This is a genomic window from Kitasatospora sp. NPDC088391 (assembly GCF_044753345.1).
In the GTDB taxonomy this organism is placed as follows: domain Bacteria; phylum Actinomycetota; class Actinomycetes; order Streptomycetales; family Streptomycetaceae; genus Kitasatospora.
Window position 1 is genome coordinate 107,014 of sequence record NZ_JBIVNB010000010.1, and the last position, 23,478, is coordinate 130,491.

Annotated in this window: 17 protein-coding genes; all 17 read right to left on the minus strand. The window is 74.0% G+C overall.

Translation table 11 applies throughout. From position 1 onward, the window contains the following. Positions 1–87: 87 nt before the first annotated feature. A complete protein-coding gene (locus ACIQBJ_RS26920) occupies positions 88–654 on the minus strand; it encodes a Uma2 family endonuclease (RefSeq protein WP_400715507.1) in 567 nt (188 codons plus the stop codon). A gap of 96 nt (positions 655–750) precedes the next feature. Beyond that, a complete protein-coding gene (locus ACIQBJ_RS26925; RefSeq protein ID WP_400715509.1) occupies positions 751–1,863 on the minus strand; it encodes a branched-chain amino acid aminotransferase in 1,113 nt (370 codons plus the stop codon). A gap of 171 nt (positions 1,864–2,034) precedes the next feature. After that, positions 2,035–3,072 (minus strand): 3-isopropylmalate dehydrogenase, encoded by a 1,038-nt coding sequence (locus tag ACIQBJ_RS26930; protein WP_400715511.1) that lies wholly within the window; start codon positions 3,070–3,072, stop codon positions 2,035–2,037. A 95-nt stretch (positions 3,073–3,167) separates the two neighbouring features. Next, positions 3,168–6,272: a S8 family serine peptidase gene (locus tag ACIQBJ_RS26935; protein ID WP_400715513.1), complete on the minus strand. Its 3,105-nt coding sequence runs from the start codon at positions 6,270–6,272 to the stop codon at positions 3,168–3,170. Positions 6,273–6,367: 95 nt separating this feature from the next. Further along, positions 6,368–6,535 (minus strand): hypothetical protein, encoded by a 168-nt coding sequence (locus tag ACIQBJ_RS26940; RefSeq protein ID WP_400715515.1) that lies wholly within the window; start codon positions 6,533–6,535, stop codon positions 6,368–6,370. 292 nt (positions 6,536–6,827) lie between these two features. After that, positions 6,828–8,408: a phosphoglycerate dehydrogenase gene (serA, locus tag ACIQBJ_RS26945; protein WP_400715517.1), complete on the minus strand. Its 1,581-nt coding sequence runs from the start codon at positions 8,406–8,408 to the stop codon at positions 6,828–6,830. A gap of 202 nt (positions 8,409–8,610) precedes the next feature. Further along, positions 8,611–9,609: a ketol-acid reductoisomerase gene (gene ilvC, locus ACIQBJ_RS26950; RefSeq protein WP_400715519.1), complete on the minus strand. Its 999-nt coding sequence runs from the start codon at positions 9,607–9,609 to the stop codon at positions 8,611–8,613. A gap of 99 nt (positions 9,610–9,708) precedes the next feature. Further along, positions 9,709–10,233 (minus strand): acetolactate synthase small subunit, encoded by a 525-nt coding sequence (gene ilvN / locus ACIQBJ_RS26955; RefSeq protein ID WP_400715821.1) that lies wholly within the window; start codon positions 10,231–10,233, stop codon positions 9,709–9,711. A gap of 24 nt (positions 10,234–10,257) precedes the next feature. Next, positions 10,258–12,108, minus strand: a complete 1,851-nt coding sequence (locus ACIQBJ_RS26960; protein WP_400715521.1) for an acetolactate synthase large subunit — start codon at positions 12,106–12,108, stop codon at positions 10,258–10,260. Between the two features lie 274 nt (positions 12,109–12,382). Beyond that, entirely contained in the window at positions 12,383–15,358 is a 2,976-nt protein-coding gene (locus ACIQBJ_RS26965) for a putative bifunctional diguanylate cyclase/phosphodiesterase (RefSeq protein WP_400715523.1), read from the minus strand. Between the two features lie 190 nt (positions 15,359–15,548). Continuing rightward, positions 15,549–16,526 carry a Gfo/Idh/MocA family protein gene (locus tag ACIQBJ_RS26970; protein WP_400715525.1) on the minus strand — a complete coding sequence of 326 codons (978 nt, stop codon included), beginning with the start codon at positions 16,524–16,526 and terminating at the stop codon, positions 15,549–15,551. Further along, positions 16,519–17,895 carry an NDP-hexose 2,3-dehydratase family protein gene (locus tag ACIQBJ_RS26975; RefSeq protein WP_400715527.1) on the minus strand — a complete coding sequence of 459 codons (1,377 nt, stop codon included), beginning with the start codon at positions 17,893–17,895 and terminating at the stop codon, positions 16,519–16,521. The genes ACIQBJ_RS26970 and ACIQBJ_RS26975 overlap by 8 nt, the downstream gene beginning before the upstream one ends. Before the next feature lie 11 nt (positions 17,896–17,906). Continuing rightward, positions 17,907–19,214, minus strand: coding sequence for a lipopolysaccharide biosynthesis protein RfbH (gene rfbH, locus ACIQBJ_RS26980; protein ID WP_400715529.1), 1,308 nt, complete (start codon positions 19,212–19,214; stop codon positions 17,907–17,909). Positions 19,215–19,358: 144 nt separating this feature from the next. After that, positions 19,359–19,973 carry a dTDP-4-dehydrorhamnose 3,5-epimerase family protein gene (locus ACIQBJ_RS26985; RefSeq protein ID WP_400715531.1) on the minus strand — a complete coding sequence of 205 codons (615 nt, stop codon included), beginning with the start codon at positions 19,971–19,973 and terminating at the stop codon, positions 19,359–19,361. A gap of 127 nt (positions 19,974–20,100) precedes the next feature. Beyond that, the gene (locus ACIQBJ_RS26990) at positions 20,101–21,342 is read right to left on the minus strand and encodes a nucleotide disphospho-sugar-binding domain-containing protein (RefSeq protein WP_400715533.1); all 1,242 of its coding nucleotides are present in this window, start codon (positions 21,340–21,342) and stop codon (positions 20,101–20,103) included. A 100-nt stretch (positions 21,343–21,442) separates the two neighbouring features. Next, a complete protein-coding gene (locus ACIQBJ_RS26995) occupies positions 21,443–22,204 on the minus strand; it encodes an SDR family NAD(P)-dependent oxidoreductase (protein WP_400715535.1) in 762 nt (253 codons plus the stop codon). A gap of 57 nt (positions 22,205–22,261) precedes the next feature. Continuing rightward, positions 22,262–23,461, minus strand: a complete 1,200-nt coding sequence (locus tag ACIQBJ_RS27000) for a nucleotide disphospho-sugar-binding domain-containing protein (protein WP_400715537.1) — start codon at positions 23,459–23,461, stop codon at positions 22,262–22,264. Positions 23,462–23,478 lie beyond the last annotated feature (17 nt).

The window sequence follows — 23,478 nt, forward strand, 5'->3', positions numbered from 1 at the left end:
CTGCTAATAATCAGCGAAAGCGAGGACACCCTCGGAGTCTTGCACACGCTCCCGGCGCGAGCACGGGCGTCTCGCCATCCGAAACGGTCACGCGAACAGGTCGGCGGTGTCGAGCGCGAACCCGAACGGCTCGGGCAGTGACAGGGGTTTCCCCACGGACACCAGGACGGTCGCGGTGTAGTCGTCCTTCGCCGGGCTGCTGTACAGCACCACCTGGCCCGCTTTCCGGTCCACCAGGAGGTATAGCGGGATCTCCGCAGCGGCGTAGCCCTTGCGCTTGGACTCCCGGTCCTTGGCCGGGTTCCCGGAGGTCACCTCGACCACCATCAGCAGCCCGTCGGGCTTGGCCCACGAGTCACGGTCCATCATCCCGCCGCGAGCCGCGAACGCGCCGTCCGGAATGTACCGTCCACCGGGCACGATGACGCCCGTTCCCGGCGCGAAGTCCAGGTCCGCAGCAGCCTGTCGGAAGACCTGCCGGACGATCCGTCCGATCACGGTCTCGTGCTCGCCGTTCGGGGGCGGTGTCACGATGATCTCTCCCTCGATGATCTCGGCCTTGAACCCCTCCGGGGTGTCCAGGGCCAGGAAGGCGTCGAGGAGGTCATCCTCCGGGCTGCGCCACACGTCGGCGTCGTACATCTCGGCGGTCATGGTCCCTCCCTCCTATCCGAGCCGTTCAACGAGTGGAGTGTTCCGAGGCTACCGGGCCCGGGCGTTCCGCCATGAAACGCCCGGGCCGGTACCGGGTCAGGCGATGGGGTGGAGCCAGCCGTGGGTGTCGGGGGTCTGGCCGCCCTGGATGGCGAGGAGGGAGCGGCGGAGCTTCATCGTGACGGGGCCGGGTTCGCCGGTGCCGACGGTCCAGTCGGCGGTGGCGGACTTGACGTGGCCGACGGGGGTGATGACGGCGGCGGTGCCGCAGGCGAAGACCTCGGTGATGGTGCCGTCGGCGTTGCCCTGCTTCCACTCGTCGGTGGAGATGCGGCGCTCCTCGGTCCGGTGGCCGAGGTCGGCGGCGAGGGTGAGCAGGGAGGCGCGGGTGATGCCGGGGAGCAGGGCGCCGGAGAGCTCGGGGGTGACGATGGTGGCGTTCTCGCCCTCGCCGAGGACGAAGTAGAGGTTCATGCCGCCCATCTCCTCGACCCACTTGTGCTCGGCGGCGTCGAGCCAGACCACCTGGTCGCAGCCCTTGGCGGCGGCCTCGGCCTGGGCGACCAGGGAGGCCGCGTAGTTGCCGGCGCACTTGGCGGCGCCGGTGCCGCCGGGCGCGGCGCGGACGTAGTCCTCGGAGAGCCAGACCGAGACCGGCTTGACGCCGCCGGAGAAGTACGCGCCGGCCGGCGAGGCGATGATCATGAAGACGTAGGAGTTGGCGGGGCGGACGCCCAGGCCGACCTCGGTGGCGAACATGAAGGGCCGCAGGTACAGGCTCTGCTCGGGCTGCTCCGGCACCCAGGCGCGGTCCTGCTGGACCAGCAGGTCGACGGCCTCGACGAAGGTCTCGATCGGGAGCTCGGGCATCGCCAGGCGGCGGGCCGACGCCTGGAAGCGGGCGGCGTTGGCCTCCGGGCGGAAGGTCGCCAGCGAGCCGTCGGCCTGCCGGTACGCCTTCAGGCCCTCGAAGATCGACTGGCCGTAGTGCAGCGTCATGTTGGCCGGGTCGATCTCCAGCGGCGCGTACGGCGTCAGCTGGGCGTCGTGCCAGCCCCGGCCCTCGGTCCAGCGGATGGTCACCATGTGGTCGGTGAAGACGCGGCCGAAGCCGGGGTTGGCCAGTCGGGCCTCGCGCTCCGCGTCGGACAGCGGGTGCGCGGAGGGCTTGAGGTCGAACGTGATGGGCGCCGGGGTGGGCGTGCTCATGGCTGTCTGTCCTTCACCGTGGGGTTGGGCTGGGCCTGGACCGTCGGCGGGGGAAAACGCATGACGGCACGGCCCACTGTCGATACTCGCATCCAGGGGGCCGTGCCGAACAGCCGGGCGGCTGTGCTCGCTGTGTACCGGCCCACCGGCCGGAGGTTGTGGTCCGGCCGGTCAGCCGGCTACTCGGGCGGCGAGCGCGTCGCCGACCTCGGAGGTGGAGCGGGCGCCGGAGCGCTCGGCGAGGTCGGCGGCCACCGCGGCCTCGACCACGGCGGCCTCGGCGGTGAAGCCCAGGTGCTCCAGCAGCATGGCGACCGACAGTACGGTGGCGGTCGGGTCCGCCTTGCCCTGGCCGGCGATGTCCGGGGCGGAGCCGTGCACCGGCTCGAACATCGACGGGAACTCGCCGCCCGGGTTGATGTTGCCGGACGCGGCCAGGCCGATGCCGCCGGTGACGGCCGCGGCGAGGTCGGTGAGGATGTCGCCGAACAGGTTGTCGGTGACGATCACGTCGAAGCGCTCGGGCTGGGTGACGAAGAAGATCGTCGCCGCGTCGACGTGCAGGTAGTCGGTGGTGACCTCGGGGAACTCCCGGCCGACCTGCTCGAAGATCCGGGTCCACAGGTGGCCGGCGTGCACCAGCACGTTGTTCTTGTGGACCAGGGTGAGCTTCTTGCGCGGGCGGGCCTGGGCCCGGCGGTAGGCGTCCCGGACGACCCGCTCGATGCCGAACGCGGTGTTCAGCGACACCTCGGTGGCGACCTCCTGCGGGGTGCCGGTGCGCAGCGTGCCGCCGTTGCCGACGTACGGGCCCTCGGTGCCCTCGCGGACCACCACGAAGTCGATGTCCGGGTCGCCGGCCAGCGGCGACTTCACGTTCGGGAACAGCTTGCCCGGACGGAGGTTGATGTGGTGGTCGAAGGCGAACCGCAGCTTCAGCAGCAGCCCGCGCTCCAACACGCCGGACGGCACGCTCGGGTCGCCGATCGCGCCGAGCAGGATCGCGTCCTGGCCCTTCAGCTCCTCCAGCACCGCGTCGGGGAGGGTCTCCCCGGTGCGGTGGTACAGCCGTGCGCCGAGGTCGTACTCGGTGGTCTCCAGCTTGGCGTCGGAGGGCAGGGCGGCGCGGAGCACCTTGAGGCCCTCGGCCACGACCTCCTGGCCGATGCCGTCACCCGGGATCACTGCGAGACGAATGGTGCGAGACATAAATCGGACACTACAACCGTCCCAGGCCCTGAGCACGCACCGTCCACGATGCGGACGTGGCGTCGGGCCGGGGCGGGGCGCCGTCGTCCACCGGGTCAGCCGCCGTTCCGGCTGAGGAGCTGGACTCGGTCGCCGACCGGGTTGAGGTGGTGGATCAGCAGGGCCTCGGACAGCGGGGTGCGCAGGACCTGGCCGGGGCGGGTGGGGATGAGGACGGGGGTGGGGAGGGCGGGGTCGAGGGGGTAGGGGCCGAGGGTGGTGAGGGCTTCGGCGGGGTTGTCGGAGGGGGCGGTCCAGAGGGTGTAGCGGGGGTGGGTGAGGGGCGGGAGGGCGGCGAGGCGGACGGGGAGGAGGAGGGTGTCGGAGTCGAGCAGGGCGGTGTCGGTGTCGCCCCAGCGGCCGTTGAGGGGTTGGACGTCGAGTTCGGCGCCGGTGCGGGCGTCGAGGGTGCGGGCGACCAGGACGTCGCTGCCCTTGAGGCGGTCGGCGACGACGGTGGCGTCGGGGGTGCCGTCGCCGTCGGTGTCGAGGGAGGCGTGGACGGCGATCGGGCCGGCGGGGGTGGCGGCGGGGGCCCAGCGGACGGCGGCGAGGTAGAGCAGGCCGTGGCCGTCGACCGCGGCGGCGGCGGCGCGGAGGTTGTGGGCGCGTTCGGCGGGGTCGTCGACGCAGGGGGTGTCGTCGGGGGTCGGGCAGTCGGGCCAGCGCGGGGCCTCGCCGCCGGGCTGCAGGACGGTGAGCAGGTCGGGGCGGGTGCCTTCGCCGGAGAGGGCGAAGGCGGCGGCGGTGCCGAGCGCGGTGGCGGCGGTGGCGGCGCGCGGGGCGGCGAACAGCGGGACCCGGAGGGCCGGCAGGGCGGGGTCGGCCGGGGCGAGGGTGAGGCGGCCGGAGAGTTCGGCCCGGTAGCTGCGGGCGTGCCCGGCCTGCAGCAGGTCGAGGGTGGGGTCGGCGGCGCGGCCGAGGTCGTGGCCGAGCCGGAGGGTGACGGTGACGGTGGCGGTGCCGTGCGGCGGGAGGTCGACCCGGGCGGGCGAGAACGCGAAGGCGGCGCCGGGCACGGTGGTGGCGGGCGCGTAGCCGGTGGCGTAGGAGAGCGGGCGGTCGCCCAGGTTGCGGACCGTCACCTGCCGGGTGGCGGTGAGCGGGCCGGTGGCCTCGACGACGCCGAAGGAGACGCCGACGGCGCCCTCGGTCTGCGCCCCGTAGGCGAGCACGGGGGTGCGGACGGCCTCGTCGACCCGGACCCGGCCGCTGCCGGTGCGTTCGGGGCCGTACACGGGGCCGGTGCGGCCGTCGTGCGCGTAGGTGTCGGTGGCGGTGTCCATCAGGGCCGCCTTGACCTCGGCGGGGCCGTAGTCGGGGTGGGCGGCGCGGACCAGCGCGGCCAGGCCGGCCAGGTGCGGGGTGGCCATCGAGGTGCCGTCCTCGCGCATGCCGCCGGCGCCGGTGCCGGCCTTGGCGGACCAGATGGTCTCGCCGGGGGCGGCCAGGTCGGGCTTGACGACGCCGTCGGTGCCGATGCCGCGGGAGGTGAAGGAGGCCAGGGTGTCGGTGCGCTGCGGCTGGTCCTGCGGGACGGCGCCGTGCAGCGGGTTGCCGGGGGCGGCGAGCCGGACGGTGACCGGGCCCTCCCCCAGGGCGGCCAGCAGCCGCTGCCCGTCGGCGCGGGCCAGGATCGCGGCGGGGACCCGGTCGTCGCCGGCGATCTCGCCGAGGTTGTCGCCGTCGGCGGCGAAGAGCGTGCCGACGGCGCCCGCGTCGGCGGCGTGGTCGGCGCGCGGGGCGGAGCCGCAGGCCCGGTCGGGGTCCTTGGTGGTCCAGCGCAGCACCGCGACCTTGCCGCGCAGCCGGTCGGCGTCGGCGGGGGTGAAGGGCTTGCAGCCGTCGGACTGGTCGGCGGGGACGGCGAGTTCGCCGCTCACCTCGGTGTCGTCCCAGTGGGTGTACTTGCTGCTCCAGTGCGCGGGGACGTTCCCGGCCAGCGCGGCGGGGGCGAGCACGGTGATGCCGTCGGCGTCGCCGTGCGGGTCGACGGAGGCGGCGGCGGTGAGCACCCGGGCGGCGGTGCCGGGGCTGCCGCCGACGGCGTACACGTCGCCCTCGTTGCCGGCCGCGGCGACCACCACGGTGCCGAGGGCGGCGAGCCGGTCGGCGGCGAGCGCGTCGGCGTCGCCGGGGCTGCCGTAGGCGCTGCCGAGCGAGAGGTTGACCACGTCGAGGCGGTCGGTGAGGTCGCCGTCGCCGTTCGGGTCGGCGGCCAGGTCGAGGGCGGCGGAGAGCTGGTCGGTGGAGCCGTCGCAGCCGAACACCTTGATGGCGTAGAGCCGGGCGCCGGGGGCCGCGCCGGGGGCGACCTTGAAGTCGGCCGGGTCCAGGCCGGGGCGGTAGGGGCCGCGGTAGGGCTTGCCGTCGGCGGTGACGCCCAGGCCGGCGGCGGTGCCGGCGACGTGGGTGCCGTGGCCGTTGGCGGCGCAGTCGAGCGGGTTGTCGTCGGGGTGCGGCTCGGGCTGGGGGTGGGCGGAGGCCGGGTCGGGGTCGTAGTCGTCGCCGACCAGGTCCTTGCCGCCGATCACCTTGGCGGTGGGGAACAGCCCGGCGGGCGCGGGCTTCGCGCCGTCGACCGAGCGGTACGCCTCGGGGGTGCCGGGGCCGCCGAAGTCGGCGTGGGTGTAGTCGATGCCGGAGTCGACGATGCCGATCCGGACGCCCTCGCCGGTGTGTCCGGCGGGGCCGTCCCAGACCTTCGGGGCGCCGGTGAGCGGCACCGAGTAGCCGTTGGCGCGCCGCTTGAGCGCGATCGGGCGGACGGCGCGCACCCCGGGGAGGGCGGCCAGCCGCGGGAGTTCGGCGGCGGACAGCCGCAGGGCGAGGCCGCTGGCCAGGGTGCGGGTGCGGTAGAGCGGGCGGGCGTCGGGGGCGGCGCGCCGCAGCCGGGCGGTGAGCGCGTCCAACGACCGGTCGGCGGCGGCGCGTTGGCCGCTTCCGGCGGCGGCCGCGGCGCGCCTTGTCTGGTCGGGGGTGCGCAGCTGCCGGCGGGCGTCGTCCCGGGCGCGCTGCCAGGCGGTGGCGGCGGGCTCGGTGTCGAGTTCCACGAAGACGGTGGTGCTCGGCCCGGCCGGCTGGGCGGCCGACGCGGGGACGACGGCGGCCGGGGCGAGCAGGGCGAGGGCGGCGAGGAGGCCGAGGGAGGTGGGGCGCACGGCCCCAAACTAGGAGCCGCCGCCGGGTCGGGCGAGGACGTTCACCCTGTGGGTGACGGTGCGTCACCCGCCCGGCGCAACCGGGGGGTTGGCGGTCAGTCGATCGCCGGGGCGCCGTTGTCGCGCCGGTCGAGGGCGCGCTGCAGGGCGGCGGCGGCCCGGGGGTCGGCCGGGAGGGCGCGGCGGCGGCGCGGGGCCGCGGCGCGGGCGGCGGCGGTGGCGGCGGAAGCGGTGGCGGTGGTGCGGTCTGCGACGAAAGGCATACCGGGCTCCTTGGTGCGGGGGCGCGACGGCGCGTGAGGGTGGGGTGCGGGGTACGCCCGGCAGGGGTCTCCTGCCGCACCGCGTACGGGCCTTACGGGCCACGCGCCCCGTCGTTGCGGGGGTGGCGCACCGTATGACCACTTCACAGTACGACGGCCGGGCCGCGCGGTCAGCAGATTTACTCGGATTTCCTAGTATCTGAGACGGCATTCACTCCCGGGTACGCGAACGGCCCTTCCGACACAAGGCCGGAAGGGCCGTTCGGGAGCGCTGGGCAGCGCCGGCGGGGCGTCAGCCGAGGTTCACCGCGCGGGCGAACCGGGCGCCGATGGCGCCGGCGATCTCGGTCAGGACCTCCTGGGAGACCTCGCTGTCGACCGTGATCGAGGCGAGCGCGTTGTCGCCGTCCCGGGCGACCTGCATGCCCGCGATGTTGATCCCGGCGTCACCGAGGATCCGGCCGAGGGTGCCGACCACGCCGGGGCGGTCCTCGTAGTGGAAGAAGGCCATGTGGTCGGTGAGCGCCACGTCCACGTCGAAGCCGTCCACACCGACGATCTTCTGGGTCTGCTTCGGGCCGGACAGGGTGCCGGAGATCGACACCTCGCCGCCGGCCGCCAGGGTGCCGCGGACGGTGATCACGTTGCGGTGCTCGGGCGACTCGCTGGAGGTGGTCAGGCGCACCTCGACACCGCGCTCCTGGGCGAACAGCGGGGCGTTGACGTAGGACACCGTCTCGGCCACCACGTCCTCGAACACGCCCTTCAGGGCGGAGAGTTCGAGCACCTTGACGTCGTGCTGGGTGATCTCGCCGCGGACCTCGACGTCGAGCCGGACGGCGACCTCGCCGGCCAGCGCGGTGAAGATCCGGCCGAGCTTCTCGGCCAGCGGCAGGCCCGGGCGGACGTCCTCGGCGATCACGCCGCCCTGGACGTTGACCGCGTCCGGCACCAGCTCGCCGGCGAGGGCCAGCCGGACCGAGCGGGCGACCGCGATGCCGGCCTTCTCCTGCGCCTCGTCGGTGGAGGCGCCCAGGTGCGGGGTGGCGACCACGTTGTCGAAGGCGAACAGCGGGGAGTCGGTGCACGGCTCCTTGCTGTAGACGTCCAGGCCGGCGCCGGCCACCCGGCCGTCCTGCAGGGCGCGCAGCAGCGCCTCCTCGTCGACGATGCCGCCGCGGGCGGCGTTGACGATCCGCACCGAGGGCTTGACCTTGTGCAGCGCCTCGTCGCCGATCAGGCCGATGGTCTCCGGGGTCTTCGGCAGGTGCACGGTGATGAAGTCGGCGACCTCCAGCAGCTCCTCCAGGGAGAGCAGCTTGACGCCCATCTGGGCCGCGCGGGCGGCCTGGATGTAGGGGTCGTAGGCGACGATCTTCATGCCGAACGCGGACATCCGCTGCGCGACCAGGACGCCGATCCGGCCGAGGCCGACCACGCCGAGCACCTTCTCGCTCAGCTCGACGCCGGTGTACTTGTTGCGCTTCCACTCGCCGCCCTTGAGCGCGGCGTTGGCGGGCGCGATGTTGCGGGCGACCGAGATCAGCAGGCCGCAGGCCAGCTCGGCGGCGGTGACGATGTTGGAGGTCGGCGCGTTGACGACCATCACGCCGGCCTTGGTGGAGGCGGCGACGTCCACGTTGTCCAGGCCGACGCCGGCCCGGGCGACGACCTTGAGCTTCTTGGCGGCGGTCAGCGCCTCGGCGTCCACCTTGGTGGCGGAGCGGATCAGGATGGCGTCGACGTCGGCGATCGCGGTCAGCAGCTCGGTGCGGTCGGCGCCGTTGCAGTGCCGGATCTCGAAGTCGGGGCCCAGCGCGTCGACGGTGGCGGGCGACAGCTCTTCGGCGATCAGTACGACAGATTTGCTCACGACAGTGTGTCCTTAACTGTCCGGTTCACCCCGCCGCACGGAGGTGGCGCGCTCTGGGCGGGGGAAGGTGGCATGTCGCGTAGTTAGACGCACGACGCTGTGGGCCTGACGCGTGGTTCGGAGTCTATCGGCGGGTTCGTGCGGGGACTGCTCCCGTCCGGCGAAATCACCCGGACGGGAACAGCCTTGTTGTACAAGCGGATCAGGCGTCCTGGTCGACCCAGGACATCAGCTTGCGGAGCTTCTTGCCGGTGGTCTCCAGCAGGTGCTCGCTGTCCGCGTTCTTGTACTCGTTGTACTTCGGCAGGCCCGCCTTGTACTCGGCGATCCAGGTGTTGGCGAAGGTGCCGTCCTGGATCTCGGCGAGGACCTTCTTCATCTCGGCCTTGGTGTCGGCGGTGATGATGCGGGGGCCGGTCACGTAGTCGCCCCACTCGGCGGTCTCGGAGACCGACCAGCGCATCTTCTCCAGGCCGCCCTCGTACATCAGGTCGACGATGAGCTTCAGCTCGTGCAGGCACTCGAAGTAGGCGATCTCGGGCTGGTAGCCCGCCTCGACCAGGGTCTCGAAACCGGCCTTGACCAGGGCGGCGGTGCCGCCGCAGAGGACGGCCTGCTCGCCGAACAGGTCGGTCTCGGTCTCCTCGGTGAAGGTGGTCTTGATCACGCCGGCCTTGGTGCCGCCGATGCCCTTGGCGTAGGACAGCGCCAGGTCGAAGGCCTTGCCGGTGGCGTCCTGCTCGACGGCCACGATGCAGGGGACGCCGCGGCCCTCCTGGTACTGGCGGCGGACCAGGTGGCCCGGGCCCTTCGGGGCGACCATGCAGACGTCGACGTCGGCCGGCGGCTGGATGAAGCCGAACCGGATGTTCAGGCCGTGGCCGAAGAACAGGGCGTCGCCCGCCTTCAGGTTCGGCTCGATCGCGTCCTTGTAGACGTCGGCCTGGATCGGGTCCGGCACCAGGATCATGATGACGTCGGCCTCGGCCGCGGCCTCGGACGGGGTGACCACGCGCAGGCCCGCCTCCTCGGCGGCGGCCCGGGACTTGGAGCCCTCCAGCAGGCCGACCCGGACGTCCACGCCCGAGTCGCGCAGCGACAGCGCGTGGGCGTGGCCCTGGCTGCCGTAGCCGATGACCGCGACCTTGCGGCCCTGGATGATGGACAGGTCGGCGTCGTCTTCGTAGAACAGCTCGGCCACGGGGGCACATCTCCTTGCGTGGTGGTGATGCCGGGGTTCCTACGGTAGGCCAGCCCGGCGGGGGTTCGGCGGTGGTGCTCAGTCAGTAAGACGCTGGTGTCAGGCGGTGCGGTCGAGCGCGCGCAGCGAGCGGTCGGTGATGGAGCGGGCGCCGCGGCCGATCGCGACCAGCCCGGACTGCACCAACTCCTTGACGCCGTACGGCTCCAGCATCCGCAGCATGGCCTCCAGCTTGTCGGAGGAGCCGGTGGCCTCGATGGTCACCGCGTCGGGCGACACGTCGACGGTCTTGGCCCGGAACAGCTGGACGATCTCGGTGACCTGCGAGCGGGTCTCGGCGTCGGCCCGGACCTTGACCAGGACCAGTTCGCGCTGGACGGCCTGGGACTGCTCCAGCTCGACGATCTTGATCACGTTGACCAGCTTGTTGAGCTGCTTGGTGACCTGCTCCAGCGGCAGCTCCTCGACGTTGACCACGATGGTCATCCGGGAGATGTCGGGGTGCTCGGTCGGGCCGACCGCCAGCGAGTCGATGTTGAAGCCGCGGCGGGAGAACAGCGAGGCGATCCGGGCGAGCACGCCGGGCTTGTTCTCGACCAGGACGGACAGGGTGTGCTTGGACATGGTGGTCATCGCTTTCTGGGTCCGTCAGTCCAGGTCGTCGCCGAAGTCGGGGCGCACGCCCCGGGCGAACAGGATCTCGTCGTTGCTGGTGCCGGCCGCGACCATGGGCCAGACCATGGCGTCCTGGTGGACGATGAAGTCGATGACCACCGGGCGGTCGTTGATCTCCATCGCCTGCTTGATCACGTCGTCCAGGTCCTCGGGGCGCTCGCAGCGCAGGCCGACCGCGCCCATCGCCTCGGAGAGCAGCACGAAGTCGGGGATCCGGGTGCCCTGGGCGGGCGGCGCGATGCCGTCGTGGCCGGGGCCGGAGTGCAGCACGGTGTTGGAGTAGCGCTGGTTGTAGAACAGGGTCTGCCACTGGCGGACCATGCCGAGCGAGCCGTTGTTGATGACCGCGACCTTGATCGGCAGGTTGTTCAGGGTGCAGGTGGTGAGTTCCTGGTTGGTCATCTGGAAGCAGCCGTCGCCGTCGATCGCCCAGACCTGCGCGTCCGGCTTGCCGGCCTTGGCGCCCATCGCGGCGGGGACGGCGTAGCCCATCGTCCCGGCGCCGCCGGAGTTCAGCCAGGTGGCCGGCTTCTCGAACCGGATGAACTGGCTGGCCCACATCTGGTGCTGGCCGACGCCCGCGGCGTAGATCGCGTCCGGGCCGACCAGCTGGCCGATCCGCTCGATCACCTGCTGCGGCGACAGCTGCCCGTCGGGGGCGGGCTCGTGGCCGAGCGGGTAGGTCTTCTTCCAGTGGTCGAGCTTGCTCCACCAGTCCGCGTAGTCGACGCGGTGGCCGGCGTCGAACTCGGCCTGGACGGCGACGATCAGGTCGGCCAGCACCTCGCGGGCGTCGCCGACGATCGGGACGTCGGCGGGGCGGTTCTTGCCGATCTCGGCCGGGTCGATGTCGGCGTGCACGACCTTGGCGTTCGGGGCGAAGGAGTCCAGCTTGCCGGTGACCCGGTCGTCGAACCGGGCGCCCAGGGTGAACAGCAGGTCGGACTTCTGCAGGGCGGTGACGGCGGGGACCGAGCCGTGCATGCCGGGCATGCCCAGGTGCTGCGGGTGGCTGTCCGGGAAGACGCCGATCGCCATCAGGGTGGTGACCACCGGGGCGCCGGTCAGCTCGGCCAGGATGCGCAGTTCGGCGCCGGCGCCGGCCTTGGCCACGCCGCCGCCGACGTACAGCACCGGGCGCTTGGCGTTCACCAGCAGCCGGGCGGCCTCGCGGATCTGCTTGGCGTGCGGCTTGGTGACCGGGCGGTAGCCGGGCAGCGCGGCCTCGACCGGCCAGCGGAAGACGGTGGTGGCCTGCAGGGCGTCCTTGGCGATGTCGACCAGGACCGGGCCGGGGCGGCCGGTGGCGGCGATGTGGAACGCCTCGGCGATCACCCGGGGGATCTCGGCGGGGTCGGTCACCAGGTAGTTGTGCTTGGTGATGGGCATCGTGATGCCGCAGATGTCCGCCTCCTGGAAGGCGTCGGTGCCGATCGCCTTGGAGGCGACCTGCCCGGTGATCGCGACCATCGGGACCGAGTCCATGTAGGCGTCGGCGATCGGGGTGACCAGGTTGGTGGCGCCGGGACCCGAGGTGGCCATGCAGACGCCGACCCGGCCGGTGGCCTGCGCGTAGCCGGTCGCGGCGTGGCCGGCGCCCTGCTCGTGCCGGACCAGGATGTGCCGGACCTTGGTGGAGTCCATCAGCGGGTCGTAGGCGGGGAGGATCGCACCACCGGGGATGCCGAACACGGTGTCCGCGCCCACGGCTTCGAGCGAGCGGATGAGCGACTGCGCGCCGGTCATGGTCTCGGTGGTCTGGGGACCCGGAGCGTGCGCGGCCGGGTGGTCCCCGCGACGGGGGGTTGCGGCGTGCTCAGTCATCTGCCTGTCTCTTCTCGGGTTCTGCTCGGGTTCGTCCGGGTCGGGCCGCCGGGGGCCCGGTCCGGTCTCCGGCTCTGCCTCAATCGTCCGGATTTCAGGTGGTTGAGGCCAGTGGTGGTGCGGTGGCCAACCAGGATTCGTGCAACAAAAAACCCCTCGTGCCCAGGGCAAGCGAGGGGGAGGCGCGTCGGGCTGCGGTTCAGCCGACGCGCCCGCCAAGTACGAGAATTCGGGTGGTCATGGCACCGACCTTCCTCCCACGCAGTGGCGGGTGTCAAGCTGGTGGGACCGCCGTCTCACCATGCGAACCACTGCCCGGACCCCCCACCGGGTGCCGTTGTGCCAGGTCGCGGGGGGTGTGCTGCGGTCCGGGACGGGCCGCCGCGGCCTCCGCCAGTCCACCCGTTCGCGGGCCGGACCCGAGCAGCGCCCGATGGGCGGCGGCCGCCCGGTCGGTGCCCGGGACCGGGTAGCCGCGGCGCAACAGGGCGCGGCGCAGCCGGAGTTCGTCCAGCGGCCGGTCGAAGGCCAGGCCCTGGCCGCGGCGGCAGCCCAGCTCCTGGAGGACGGCGGCCTGCCGGGGGTGGTCGACGCCGTCGGCGCCGGTGACCAGGCCGAGGTCCCGGCCCAGGCGCAGCGCGTGCCCGGCCAGTGCCCGGGTGAGCGGGGACTCGGCGAGGTCCTGGACCAGGCTGCGGTCGAGCTTGAGGGCGTCGAAGGGCAGCCGGGCGAGCACGCCGAGCGAGCCGCCGCCGGCCCCGAAGCCGGCCAGCGCGGTGGAGACGCCGAGGCGGCGCAGCGCGGCCAGTCGGCGGCCGAGTTCGTCGGCGAGCGCGTCCGGGCCGGTCCGGGCGACCTCCAGGACCAGCAGGCCGGGCGGCAGGCCGGTGTCGCGCAGGACGCCGGCCAGCGTCTCGTACATGCCGGGGGCGCAGATCCGTTCGGCGGCGAGCCGGACGGTGACCGGGACGGGGGGCGCGGCGGGGCCGTCGGCGCGGCGGCGGGCGGCGGCGGCGACCGCCTCGGTGAGCAGCCAGCGGGCGAACCGGGTGGCGGCGTCGCCGGTCTCGGCGGTGCGCAGGAACTCGGCGGGGGTGAGCAGCATGCCCTGGGCGGAGCGCCAGCGGGCCTGCGCCTCGACGCCGGTGAGCCGGCCGCCGGACAGGTCGACGACGGGCTGGTGCAGCAGCGTGAAGGAGCCCTCCCGGACGGCGGCGCGCAGCCGCTCCTCCAGTTCGCCGCGGCGGTCGAGTTCGGCGCGCATGGCGGGGGTGTAGAGCACCACCCGGCCCTTGCCGCGGGACTTGGCCTGGTACATCGCGAGGTCGGCGTTGCGGAGCAGTTCGTCGGCGGCGGTGCCGGAGGGGCCGTCGGGGGCGCGCTCGGGCTCGCCGGGGCCGGGTTCGGGGGCGGGCAGCGGGGTGTCGGGGCCGAAGGCGATGCCGATGGAGGCGGCGACGCCGAGTTCGGCGCCGGCGATCCAGTAGGGGTCGGAGAGCGCGCCGCGGATGCGTTCGGCGAGGTCGCGGACCTGGGGGTGGCCGAGCCGGCCGCGGACCAGGACGGCGAACTCGTCGCCGCCGAACCGGGCGACGGTGTCCTCGCCGCGGACGGCGGACTGGAGCCGGCGGGCGGCCTGCACCAGCAGCTGGTCGCCGACCTGGTGGCCGGCGGTGTCGTTGACGGCCTTGAAGCCGTCGAGGTCGAGGAAGAGCACGGCGACGGTGGTGCCGGCCGGGCCCTGGGCGGCCAGCGCGGCCCGGACCCGCTGGGCGAACAGCGCCCGGTTGGGCAGGTCGGTGAGCGGGTCGTGGAACGCGTTGTGCTGCAACTGGGCCTGCAGGCGCACCCGTTCGGTGATGTCGCGGCTGTTGAGGATCAGCCCGTCGCGGTAGGGGTTGACGGTGGACTCGACGTGCAGCCACTCCCCCTCGCCGGAGCGGATCCGGCACTCGACCCGGGCCGAGGGCTCGCCGTTGCTGAACCGGGCGCCCCGGGTGCGGGCCAGGATGCGGCGGACCTCGGCGAGCACCCGGTCGACGTCCTCGGGGTGGACCAGGTTGAGCAGGTTGCCGCCGACCAGTTCCTCCGGGTCGCGGTTGTAGACCCGGAGCGCGGCGGGGCTGACGTAGGACAGCGCGCCGGACGGCCCGGCGATCATGATGACGTCGCTGGAGCCCTGCACCAGGGAGCGGAAGTGCGCCTCCTTGGTGGCGAGTTCCTGGGCCAGCGAGAGGTTGTCGATCAGCATGATGCCCTGGCGGAGGATCAGGGCCAGGGCGACGGTGCTGGCGGCGGCCAGTATCACCCGGTCGATCGAGCGGCCGCCGAGCGCGTTGTAGAGGATGCCGGCGGTGCAGACCGCGGCGGCGGCGTACGGGGTGAGGGCGCTGAAGGTGGAGGCGACCCGGCGGCGCGGCAGGCCCTGGGCGGAGGGGTGCTGGCGGTGCGGGTGCGGGCGGAGCGGGTGGCGGCCGTGCGACCAGGGGGCCCAGGCGAGCAGCACCGAGCCGGCGAACCAGCCGGCGTCGAGGAGTTCGCCGGAGTGGTAGTCGCTGTGGAACTGCGGGGTGGTGAACAGGGCGTCGCAGACCACGGTCAGCGCGAGGCCGATCATCGCGGTGTGCACGGCGGCCCGGTTGCCGTCCCGGCCGCGGAAGTTCAGGCCGACCACCAGGCTGACCAGCAGGATGTCGAGCACCGGGTAGCCGAGGCCGAGGGCGAGCTTGAGCGGGTCGTCGCCGTCGCCGGCGGCGACCCGGCCGAGGGCGAGGCTCCAGCTGAGGGTGAACAGCGAGCCGGCCACCAGCCAGCCGTCCAGCAGCAGGCAGAGCCAGCCGGCCGGGTTGCGGGGGCGCTGGGCGAGCACCAGCAGGCCGAGGATGGCGAGCGGGGCGAACAGCAGGAAGGCGTAGTCGGCGGGCGAGTCCTGGGGCGGGGTGCGGCCGAGGACGACCTCGTACCAGCCCCAGGCGCCGTTGCCGAACGCCACCATGGCGGAGGAGAGGCCGAACAGCAGCCAGGCCGGGCGGGTCCGGCCGCCGATCAGCAGACCGTGCCCGAGACAGGACAGGGCGGCCGCGAGGGCCGCCCCGGCGAGACCGAAGTCCCCCATCACCAGTGCGAGTTCGCACGATCCCCAGCCGACGGCGGCGCCCACCGCGTACCCGGAGCAGAGCACCGCGAGCAGCACGGCCACCAGCCGGCGCGGCACGGAACGGGCAGGGGGCACCACCTCGGTGGAGTTCAATCGACATCTCCCCCTCCGGCCCTGCGGCCGTACCGGTGTTCCCGCTTCGGACCCTACACCACTGCGGTCACGCACTGGCACGTGCGCTCGACTTAGAGTAATGAACCGCAGGTGGCGTGGAGTCGGTTGGGAGCGGGATCGCCCGTTCGGCGCAGGGGGCGGGTCGCCGGACGGGGGTCTTGACAGGGCGTCAGGGGGCGGCGGCGGCCCGCACGGCGTGCAGCAGCTCGGCCTGACGGTGGATCAGCGGGTCGGCGGCGGTGTCCTTCGCCGCCACCGCGGCGGCGAAGGCGGCGAGCGCGGCGTCCACCTGGTCGGCGGGGTCGAGCTCGATCCGCTCGGTCCTGCCGTCCCGTTCCAGCAGGACGGTCGGGGCCCGGTCGGCGGGCGGGGTGAAGGCCCGGTCGACCTGGAGCCGGCCGGTGCTGCCCCACAGCTCGTAGCCGTTGCGGTAGGCGTGCTCCATGCCGAAGGCGAGCTGGGCGGACACGCCCCCGGGGGTGTGCAGCAGGGCCGCGCCGGAGGTGTCGACCTCGGCGCCGGGGCCGCGGTGCAGGACGGCGCCGGCCACGGTCAGTTCCGGGCCGAGGAAGTGCAGGGCGGCCCGGACGGGGTAGTAGCCGACGTCGAGCAGGGCGCCGCCGCCGAGTTCGGGCCGGTGCCGGATGTCGGTGGGCGGCAGGCCGGGGATGGCGAACGCGGCGGAGAACGCCCGGAGTTCGCCGATGGCGCCGTCCGCGACCAGTCGGCGGACCTGCTCGTGCGCGGGGTGGTGGACGAACATCACGTTCTCCCGCAGCACCAGCCCGGCCTCCTCGGCCCGCCGCTGGAGGGCGGCGGTGGCGGCCGGGTCGGCGGTGAGCGGCTTCTCGGCGAGCACGTGCTTGCCGGCCGCCAGCGCGGCGGCGACCCACTCGGCGTGCAGGGCGATCGGCAGCGGCACGTACACCGCGTCGACCCCGGGGTCCTCGACCAGGGCCCGGTAGCCGGCCACCGCGCGGGCCCCGTACCGCGCGGCGAGCGGTTCGGCCCGCGCGGGGTCGCGGCTGGCGACCGCGGCCAGGCGCAGGCCGGGCCGGGCGGCGATCGCGGGCAGCATCCGCCGCCGGGCGATCTCCGCGCAGCCCAGCACGCCGATCCGCAGGGGGGGCCGGTCGGGCTCAGTCATCCTGGGGGAGTCCGTTCAGCACGGCCAGCAGGGTGCGGGCCTGGACGTTGACGTAGTGGCCGTGCCGGACCAGCGCGGAGAGCTGGCCGGGCGTCACCCAGGCGTAGCCCTCGGGCTCCCGGAGCGGCTCCCGCTCGTCCTCCTCGACGATCAGGTAGTCGGCCTCGGCGTGCAGGAAGCGCCCGCCCTCCTCGGAGTGCACGGCCCGGTAGCGGACCTGCTCGGGGGCGGCGTCCAGCATCCGGTCGAGGAACGGCGGCCGGTGGTCGTGGTTGCCGGGGGTGCACTGGACGGTGGGGGCGAGTTCGACGGCGTCCAGGAAGCCGCCCTCGACCTTGGCGTGCGCCAGGACGTGCCGGACGCCGTCGATCCGCCGGGTGAGGAAGGCGGCGACGCCGGGGCCGACCGGTTCGATCAGCGGCTGGGTCCAGCTGGTGACCTCGCGGCTGCCGGCCGTCACGTTGACGGCGACCACCTTGAAGAACCGGCCCTGCTCGTGGTCGATGCTCTCCTCGCCCTGCTTCCAGCCGGGCAGCCCGGCCAGCGGGACCCGCTCGGCCCGGATGTCGTAGCGGGAGCGCTGCCCGGTGAACCAGGACAGCAGTTCGGTGTCGGAGTGCAGCGCGCGGCCGGCCGGGTCGGCGACCGGGGCGCAGGACAGCACGGTGCGGGAGTCCATGTTGACCACGTTGTCGCGGCCGAGCAGTTCGGCGATCTGGCCGAAGGTCAGCCAGCAGAAGTCCTCGTCGAGCGGGACGTCGTCGAGCGCCTCGACGATCATGTTGCGGTTGCTCTTGTGGAAGAACCAGGAGCCGTGCTCGGACTGCAGCACGTCGGCCAGCACCCGGCGCGGGCGGCCGCCGATGAAGTACTCGATGTACTTCACGTCGGCGCCCTGGTGGACCTTGGTGTAGTTGCTGCGGGTGGCCTGCACGGTGGGCGAGAGCTGGAGCAGGTTGCGGTTGCCGGGCTCCATCTTGGCCTGCATGAGGCAGTGCAGGACGCCGTCGAACTCCTTGACCAGGATGCCCAGGATGCCGACCTCGGGCTGCTTGATGACCGGCTGGTGCCACTCCCGGTAGGGCCCGTCGTCGACGGTGACGTGCAGGCCCTCGACCGAGAAGAACCGGCCGCTGCGGTGCACCAGGTTGCCGGTGTCCGGGTCGAACGACCAGCCGACCAGGTCGGCGAACGGGATCTTCTCGACCTTGAAGTCGTTGGCCAGGCCGCGGCCGGCCAGCCACTCGGCGAACTGCTCGGTGCTCAGCCGGGCGCCCTCGCGGGCGGCGGCGGAGCGGGCGATCCGGGCCGCGGGGCCGGGGTCCTCGCGGGGGCCGGCGGAGGGCGCCGGGGTTTCCGGGGCGGTCATCTGACGACTCCTCAGCTGTTCTTGGCGACGAACTCGCGGACCGACTCGATGATGTAGTCGAGCTGGGCGTCGCTCAGGCCGGGGTACACGCCCACCCAGAAGGTGTGCTCGGTGATGATGTCGCTGTTGGTCAGGTCGCCGACGATCCGGTGCGGCCGGCCGATGTAGGCGGGCTGCCGGGTGAGGTTGCCGGCGAACAGGCGGCGGGTGCCGATCTTCCGGTTCTCCAGGAAGTCGACCAGCGCGGCGCGGGTGAACGGGGCGTCCGGCTTGACGGTGATGACGAAGCCGAACCAGCTCGGGTCGGACTTCTGGGTCGGCTCCGGGAGCAGCAGGCCGGGCACGCCGTCCAGGCCCTCGCGCAGCCGGCGCCAGTTGCGGCGGCGGGCGGCGATGAAGCCGTCGAGCTTGGCGAGCTGGCTGAGGCCGAGGGCGGCCTGGATGTCGGTGGCCTTCAGGTTGTAACCGACGTGGGAGAAGATGTACTTGTGGTCGTAGCCGGCCGGCAGGTTGCCCAGCTGGTACTCGAACCGCTTGAAGCAGGTGTTGTTGACGCCGGGCTCGCACCAGCAGTCCCGGCCCCAGTCGCGCAGCGACTCCACGATCCGGGCCAGGGCCAGGTTCGAGGTCAGCACGCAGCCGCCCTCGCCCATGGTGAGGTGGTGCGCCGGGTAGAAGCTGACCGTGGTCAGGTCGCCGAAGGTGCCGGTGGGCTTGCCGTCGTAGGTGGCGCCGACCGCGTCGCAGTCGTCCTCGATGAGGTAGAGGTCGTGCTCCTTGGCGAGCTGGGCGACCTCGCCGACCTCGAACGGGTTGCCGAGGGCGTGCGCGATGATGATCGCCCGGGTCTTCGGGCCGATCGCGGCGGCCACCCGCTCGGCGGTGGTGTTGTAGGTGCCGAGTTCGACGTCCACGAAGACCGGGATCAGCCCGTTCTGCAGGATCGGGTTGACGGTGGTGGGGAAGCCCGCCGCGACGGTGATCACCTCGTCGCCCGGCTTGAGCGCCTTGTCGCCGAGTTCGGGCTGGCACAGGGCGGAGACCGCCAGCAGGTTCGCGGACGATCCCGAGTTGGTCAGGTGCGCCTTGCGCCGCCCCAGCCGCTTGGCGAAGGCGGACTCGAACTTGCGGGAGCTCGGTCCGGCGGCGATCCGCATGGTCAGCGCGGCCTCGACCAGGGCGACCCGGTCCTCCTCGTCCAGCACCGCGCCGGACGGCCAGATCTCGCTGACGCCGGGCACGAACTCGCCGCGCTCCTGTTCCTGCTCCTGGTGGAACTTGCGAACCTCGTCGAGGACGAGCTCCTTGTGCACGCTCATCGCCGCTCTCCTTCTGATCGGACGTCTGTTCGGGCTTCTCTCCGGTCCGGTCCAGCTTGCGGGCGGCTGCTGGAGCCGGACTCGACAGCGGATCGGCGTTCCGCCGCAGCGGCCCCGGCGGGCCCCGGCGGGCCCCGGCGGGCCTCAGCGGGCCTCGGCGCGCAGCCGGGCGTACAGGGCCAGGCAGTCCCGGTAGTCGGCCAGCAGCCCGCGGTCGATCGCCTGGGCCAGCGAGGGGGCGGCGGCGTCCTTCTCGGACAGCAGCGGCTCGCCGGTCAGGCCCAGCTCCCAGGGCAGCGCCAGCTCCGGGTCGAAGGGCTGGATCTCGATCTGGGTGCCCGGCACGAACTCGGTCGAGCACAGGTAGCTGACGCAGGAGTCGTCGGTCAGCGCGACGAAGCCGTGCGCCAGGCCCTCGGCGACGTAGACCGCGGTGCCCTCGTGGGCGTCCAGCACGGTGGTGTCGTAGGCGCCGAAGGTCGGCGAGCCGAGCCGGACGTCCACCACCACGTCGAGCAGGCTGCCGCGCACGCAGGTGACGAACTTGGCCTGGCCCGGCGGGATCGCCACGCCGTGCAGACCGCGCAGCGTGTTGCGGACCGAGGACGAGTAGTTGACCTGCTGCGGCGCGAACACGTGGCCGGTCTCCCGGGCGATGGCGTCGTACTTGTACGACTCGAAGAACTCGCCCCGCGCGTCCGGCCACTTGCGCGGCGTGATGCGGTAGGCGTCGGGTACCTTCATCTCCTCGATCCTCATGTCCACCGGACCTTAGGGACGCCCCCTAGAGCTGCGGTCGCGCTGCCGGGGAGGGGGAACGGACCCGGCCCCGCGGCGGGGCCGCGGGGCCGGGTCGGATCGGGTCGGGTCGGATCGGGTCGGCGGGTCAGACCGCGGCGGGCACGCCCCGGCGGGCCGCCGCCAGCAGCACGGGCACCAGCTCGGCCGGGGTCGGCATGGCCAGCATCTCGGCCCGCAGCCGCTCGGCGGCGGCCGCGTAGCCGGGCTCGTCCAGCAGCGCGGAGACCTCGTCGGCGAGCAGTTCGCCGCCCTCCGGCCCGTCGGCCAGCTCGTTGACCGCCAGCCGGCGGCCGGCCCCGGCCGCGGCCAGCCGGGCCCCGGCCAGCATCTGCTCCGGCCGCGGGGCGATCACCAGCTGCGGGCGGCCGGCCAGCGTCGCGGTCATCGTGGTGCCGCCGCCGCCCTGGTGGGCGATCGCCCGGCAGGTCGGCAGCAGCAGGCTCAGCGGCAGCCCGCCGACCGCCCGGACGCCGTCCGGCAGCGGGCCGAGCAGCTCGTGCTGGGCGGCGGTGACCGCCAGCACCACCTCGGCGCCGCGGGCGACCAGCCGCTCGGCGGCGATCAGCACCGGGGCGGGCAGCGCGGCGCCGGGCCGGAGCTTGTCGGCGGTGACGCCCAGGGTCAGGCAGACCCGGGGCCGCTCGGGCGCGCCGCGCAGCCAGTCCGGCTGGGCGCCGGGCCCGTTGTAGGGGACGAACCGGACCGGCAGCCGGGGCACCGGGGAGGGCAGGGTCAGCCCGGGCGGGCAGGAGTCCAGCCAGGCCTCCGGCCGGCGCTCCGGGTCGGCCCCGAAGCGCTCGAACAACTCCCGGTAGCCGGGCAGCAGTTCGCCGTCCAGGTCGGTGCGCTCCAGTTGCAGCACCGCGGAGCTGCCCCACATCTGGCTGAACGCCGGGACGTCCAGCAGCGCGGCGACGATCGCGCCGGCGTACGTCCCGGCGTCGTGGACGACCAGGTCGGGGCGCCAGTCGCGGGCGTGCGCCAGCAGGTCGGCGGTCATCGCCCCGGCGATCCGGACCTGCTTCTCGCCGAGGGCGCGCAGGATGCCGCGGCGGTCGGGCTCCAGCTCGGCGGCGCGCAGCGGCCAGTCGTCGGGCCAGCTGCCCTGCGAGTGCCAGGCGGCGAGCTTGCCCCCGGTGGAGCTCTTGGTGACGTCCAGCACCGGGCCGACCGGCACCGCCGCCAGGCCCGCGCGGGTGATCGCCTGCTCGCAGTTCGGCGGCGCGGCCACCCGCACCTGGTGGCCGGCGGCCTGGAAGGCCCAGGCCAGCGGCACCATCGGGTACAGGTGCGAGGGCGCGGCCCAGGTGGTGAACAGGATGCGCACGACTATCCTCCGGACAGTGGTCTGCGGCCCGACGCGGCGTCGGACCGGGGTGGCCGGCCGTCCGGGGCCGGCCGGGGCCGGGGGACGGGCCGGGTCGGGTTCAGCGGCCGCCGGCCACCGTCAGCGCCTCGCCCGTGATGTTGCCGTTGGCGGCCGAGCCGAGGAACAGCACCGCCCGGGCGACCTCCTCGGGGCTGCTCAGCCGGCCGGTGGGGGTGGCCCCGGTCTCCCGGGCCCGGACCGGTTCGGGCAGCCCGGCGGCGACCCGCTCGGTGGTGGTCAGGCCGGGGCAGACCAGGTTGACCAGCACGTCGGTGCCGGTCAGGTCCCACATCAGGCTGCGGCCCAGGCCGTGCAGGCCGGCCTTGGCGGCGCCGTAGAACTCCTGGCCCCGGTTGCCGCCCAGCGCGTTGTGCGAGGAGATCAGCACGATCCGGCCCCAGCCGCGGGCCCGCATGCCGCCGACCGCGGCCTGCACGGTGCGGATCGCCGGGCCGAGGTTGTCCTCGATCACCGGCAGCCAGGCCTGCTCGGGCACGTCCTCGAAGGCGGTGCCGGGGGCGCGGCGCTCGCCCCAGCGGACGGCGTTGGCCACCAGGACGTCCAGCGCGCCGAACCGGCGCTCGGTCTCCTCGACGGCGCGGCGCGGCGAGTCGGGGTCGTCCAGCGCGTACGGCACCGCGAAGGCCAGGCCGTCGGCCGCGCCGAGTTCGGCAGCCAGCTTCTCGGCGGCCTCCCGGTCGGAGCGGTAGGCCACCGCCACCCGGGCGCCCTCGGCGGCGAACGCCCGGGCCACCGCCCGGCCGATCCCGCCGGTGGCGCCGGTCACCAGGACGCCGCGTCCGTGCAGGCCCAGGTCCATCTGTACTCCTCCCGTCGGGGCGGGCGGCCGGGCCGTCCGCGTGCCACGACTCTGGGGTCAGCGGCTAGAGCCGGGCTGTACGGCGGCTCGGGCCCGGTCGGCGAGCCGCACCAGCGCGTCCACCGCCTGCGCGGGGGACGGCATCGCGGCCAGTTCGGCGGCCAGTCGGCGGGCGCCCGCGCGGTGGGCGGGCTCGTCCAGCAGCCGGGCCACGGCGGCGGCGATCGCGGCCGGGTCGTGCTGCTCCTCGGCGGTGGCCAGGTGCAGTCCGGCGCCGGTCGCGGCGATCCGCTCGCCGTGCTCGGCCGTCCACGGGGTCTGCGGGACGACCAGCTGGGGCAGGCCGGCGGCGAGCGCGGTCAGGCCGGTGCCGCTGCCGCCGTGGTGCACCACCGCGTCGCAGGTGTCCAGGAACAGCGAGAGCGGCGTCGGGTCCACCAGCCGTACGGTGGCGGGCAGTTCGGCCGGGTCGGGGCGGAACTCGGGCTCCACGGTGGCGATCACCTCGACGTCCGGGAGCGCGCCGAGCGCCTTCAGCAGCCGGGCCGGGAGCTCCGGCCCCTCCAGCGCGACGGTGCGCAGGCCGAGCGAGAAGCAGATCCGGCGGCCGGCCCGCCGCTCCCCCGCCCAGGCCGGGACGGTGGCGGTGCCGTTGCTGGGCACGAACCGGATCGGCAGGCCGGGGGCCGCGTCCGGGTCCTGCAGGGTGGGCGGGCACGGGTCGAGCACCAGGTCGGGCGCGGGCAGGCCGCCGTCCAGGCCGAGTTCGGCGCACACCGGCGCCAGCGCCTCCGCCACCCGGCCGAAGCTGCGGGTGGAGAACGAGTCGACGCCCCAGCGGTGGTGCGCCACGGGGATGCCGAGCAGGCCGCCGACCAGCAGCGAGGCGTACTCCAGCGGGTCCGCCAGGATCAGGTCGGGCCGCCAGCCGCGGGCCACCTCGATCAGCGGCGGGGCGACCTCGCGGACCCGGGCCCGCCAGCGCTCGGCGAGCAGCTCCCACGGCGGCTCCTGGCGGGAGCCGCCGACCCCGCCCGCGTCCTTGCGGCCGGCCGCCCGGGCGGCCTTCCGCTGCGCGATCTCCCGCTGCTCGCCGCCGACCACGACCACCGGCAGCCCGGCGTCGAGGGCGGCCGGCCGCACGTCCGCCTGGGCCGCCAGCAGCACCTGGTGGCCGGCCCCGCGCAGCGCCCAGACCAGCGGGAGCAGCGGGGTGAGGTGGCTCGGCACCGGGCTGACGGTGATCAGTACGCGCATGGCTGTGGTCTCTCTCC

Bases quoted from the DNA above. Each gene is read 5' to 3' on its own strand.
- ACIQBJ_RS26920 (WP_400715507.1), bottom strand. From the start codon at position 654: ATGACCGCCGAGATGTACGACGCCGACGTGTGGCGCAGCCCGGAGGAT.
- ACIQBJ_RS26925 (WP_400715509.1), bottom strand. From the start codon at position 1,863: ATGAGCACGCCCACCCCGGCGCCCATCACGTTCGACCTCAAGCCCTCC.
- ACIQBJ_RS26930 (WP_400715511.1), bottom strand. From the start codon at position 3,072: ATGTCTCGCACCATTCGTCTCGCAGTGATCCCGGGTGACGGCATCGGC.
- ACIQBJ_RS26940 (WP_400715515.1), bottom strand. From the start codon at position 6,535: ATGCCTTTCGTCGCAGACCGCACCACCGCCACCGCTTCCGCCGCCACC.
- ilvN (WP_400715821.1), bottom strand. From the start codon at position 10,233: ATGTCCAAGCACACCCTGTCCGTCCTGGTCGAGAACAAGCCCGGCGTG.
- ACIQBJ_RS26960 (WP_400715521.1), bottom strand. From the start codon at position 12,108: ATGACTGAGCACGCCGCAACCCCCCGTCGCGGGGACCACCCGGCCGCG.
- ACIQBJ_RS26970 (WP_400715525.1), bottom strand. From the start codon at position 16,526: ATGACTGAGCCCGACCGGCCCCCCCTGCGGATCGGCGTGCTGGGCTGC.
- ACIQBJ_RS26975 (WP_400715527.1), bottom strand. From the start codon at position 17,895: ATGACCGCCCCGGAAACCCCGGCGCCCTCCGCCGGCCCCCGCGAGGAC.
- rfbH (WP_400715529.1), bottom strand. From the start codon at position 19,214: ATGAGCGTGCACAAGGAGCTCGTCCTCGACGAGGTTCGCAAGTTCCAC.
- ACIQBJ_RS26985 (WP_400715531.1), bottom strand. From the start codon at position 19,973: ATGAGGATCGAGGAGATGAAGGTACCCGACGCCTACCGCATCACGCCG.
- ACIQBJ_RS26995 (WP_400715535.1), bottom strand. From the start codon at position 22,204: ATGGACCTGGGCCTGCACGGACGCGGCGTCCTGGTGACCGGCGCCACC.
- ACIQBJ_RS27000 (WP_400715537.1), bottom strand. From the start codon at position 23,461: ATGCGCGTACTGATCACCGTCAGCCCGGTGCCGAGCCACCTCACCCCG.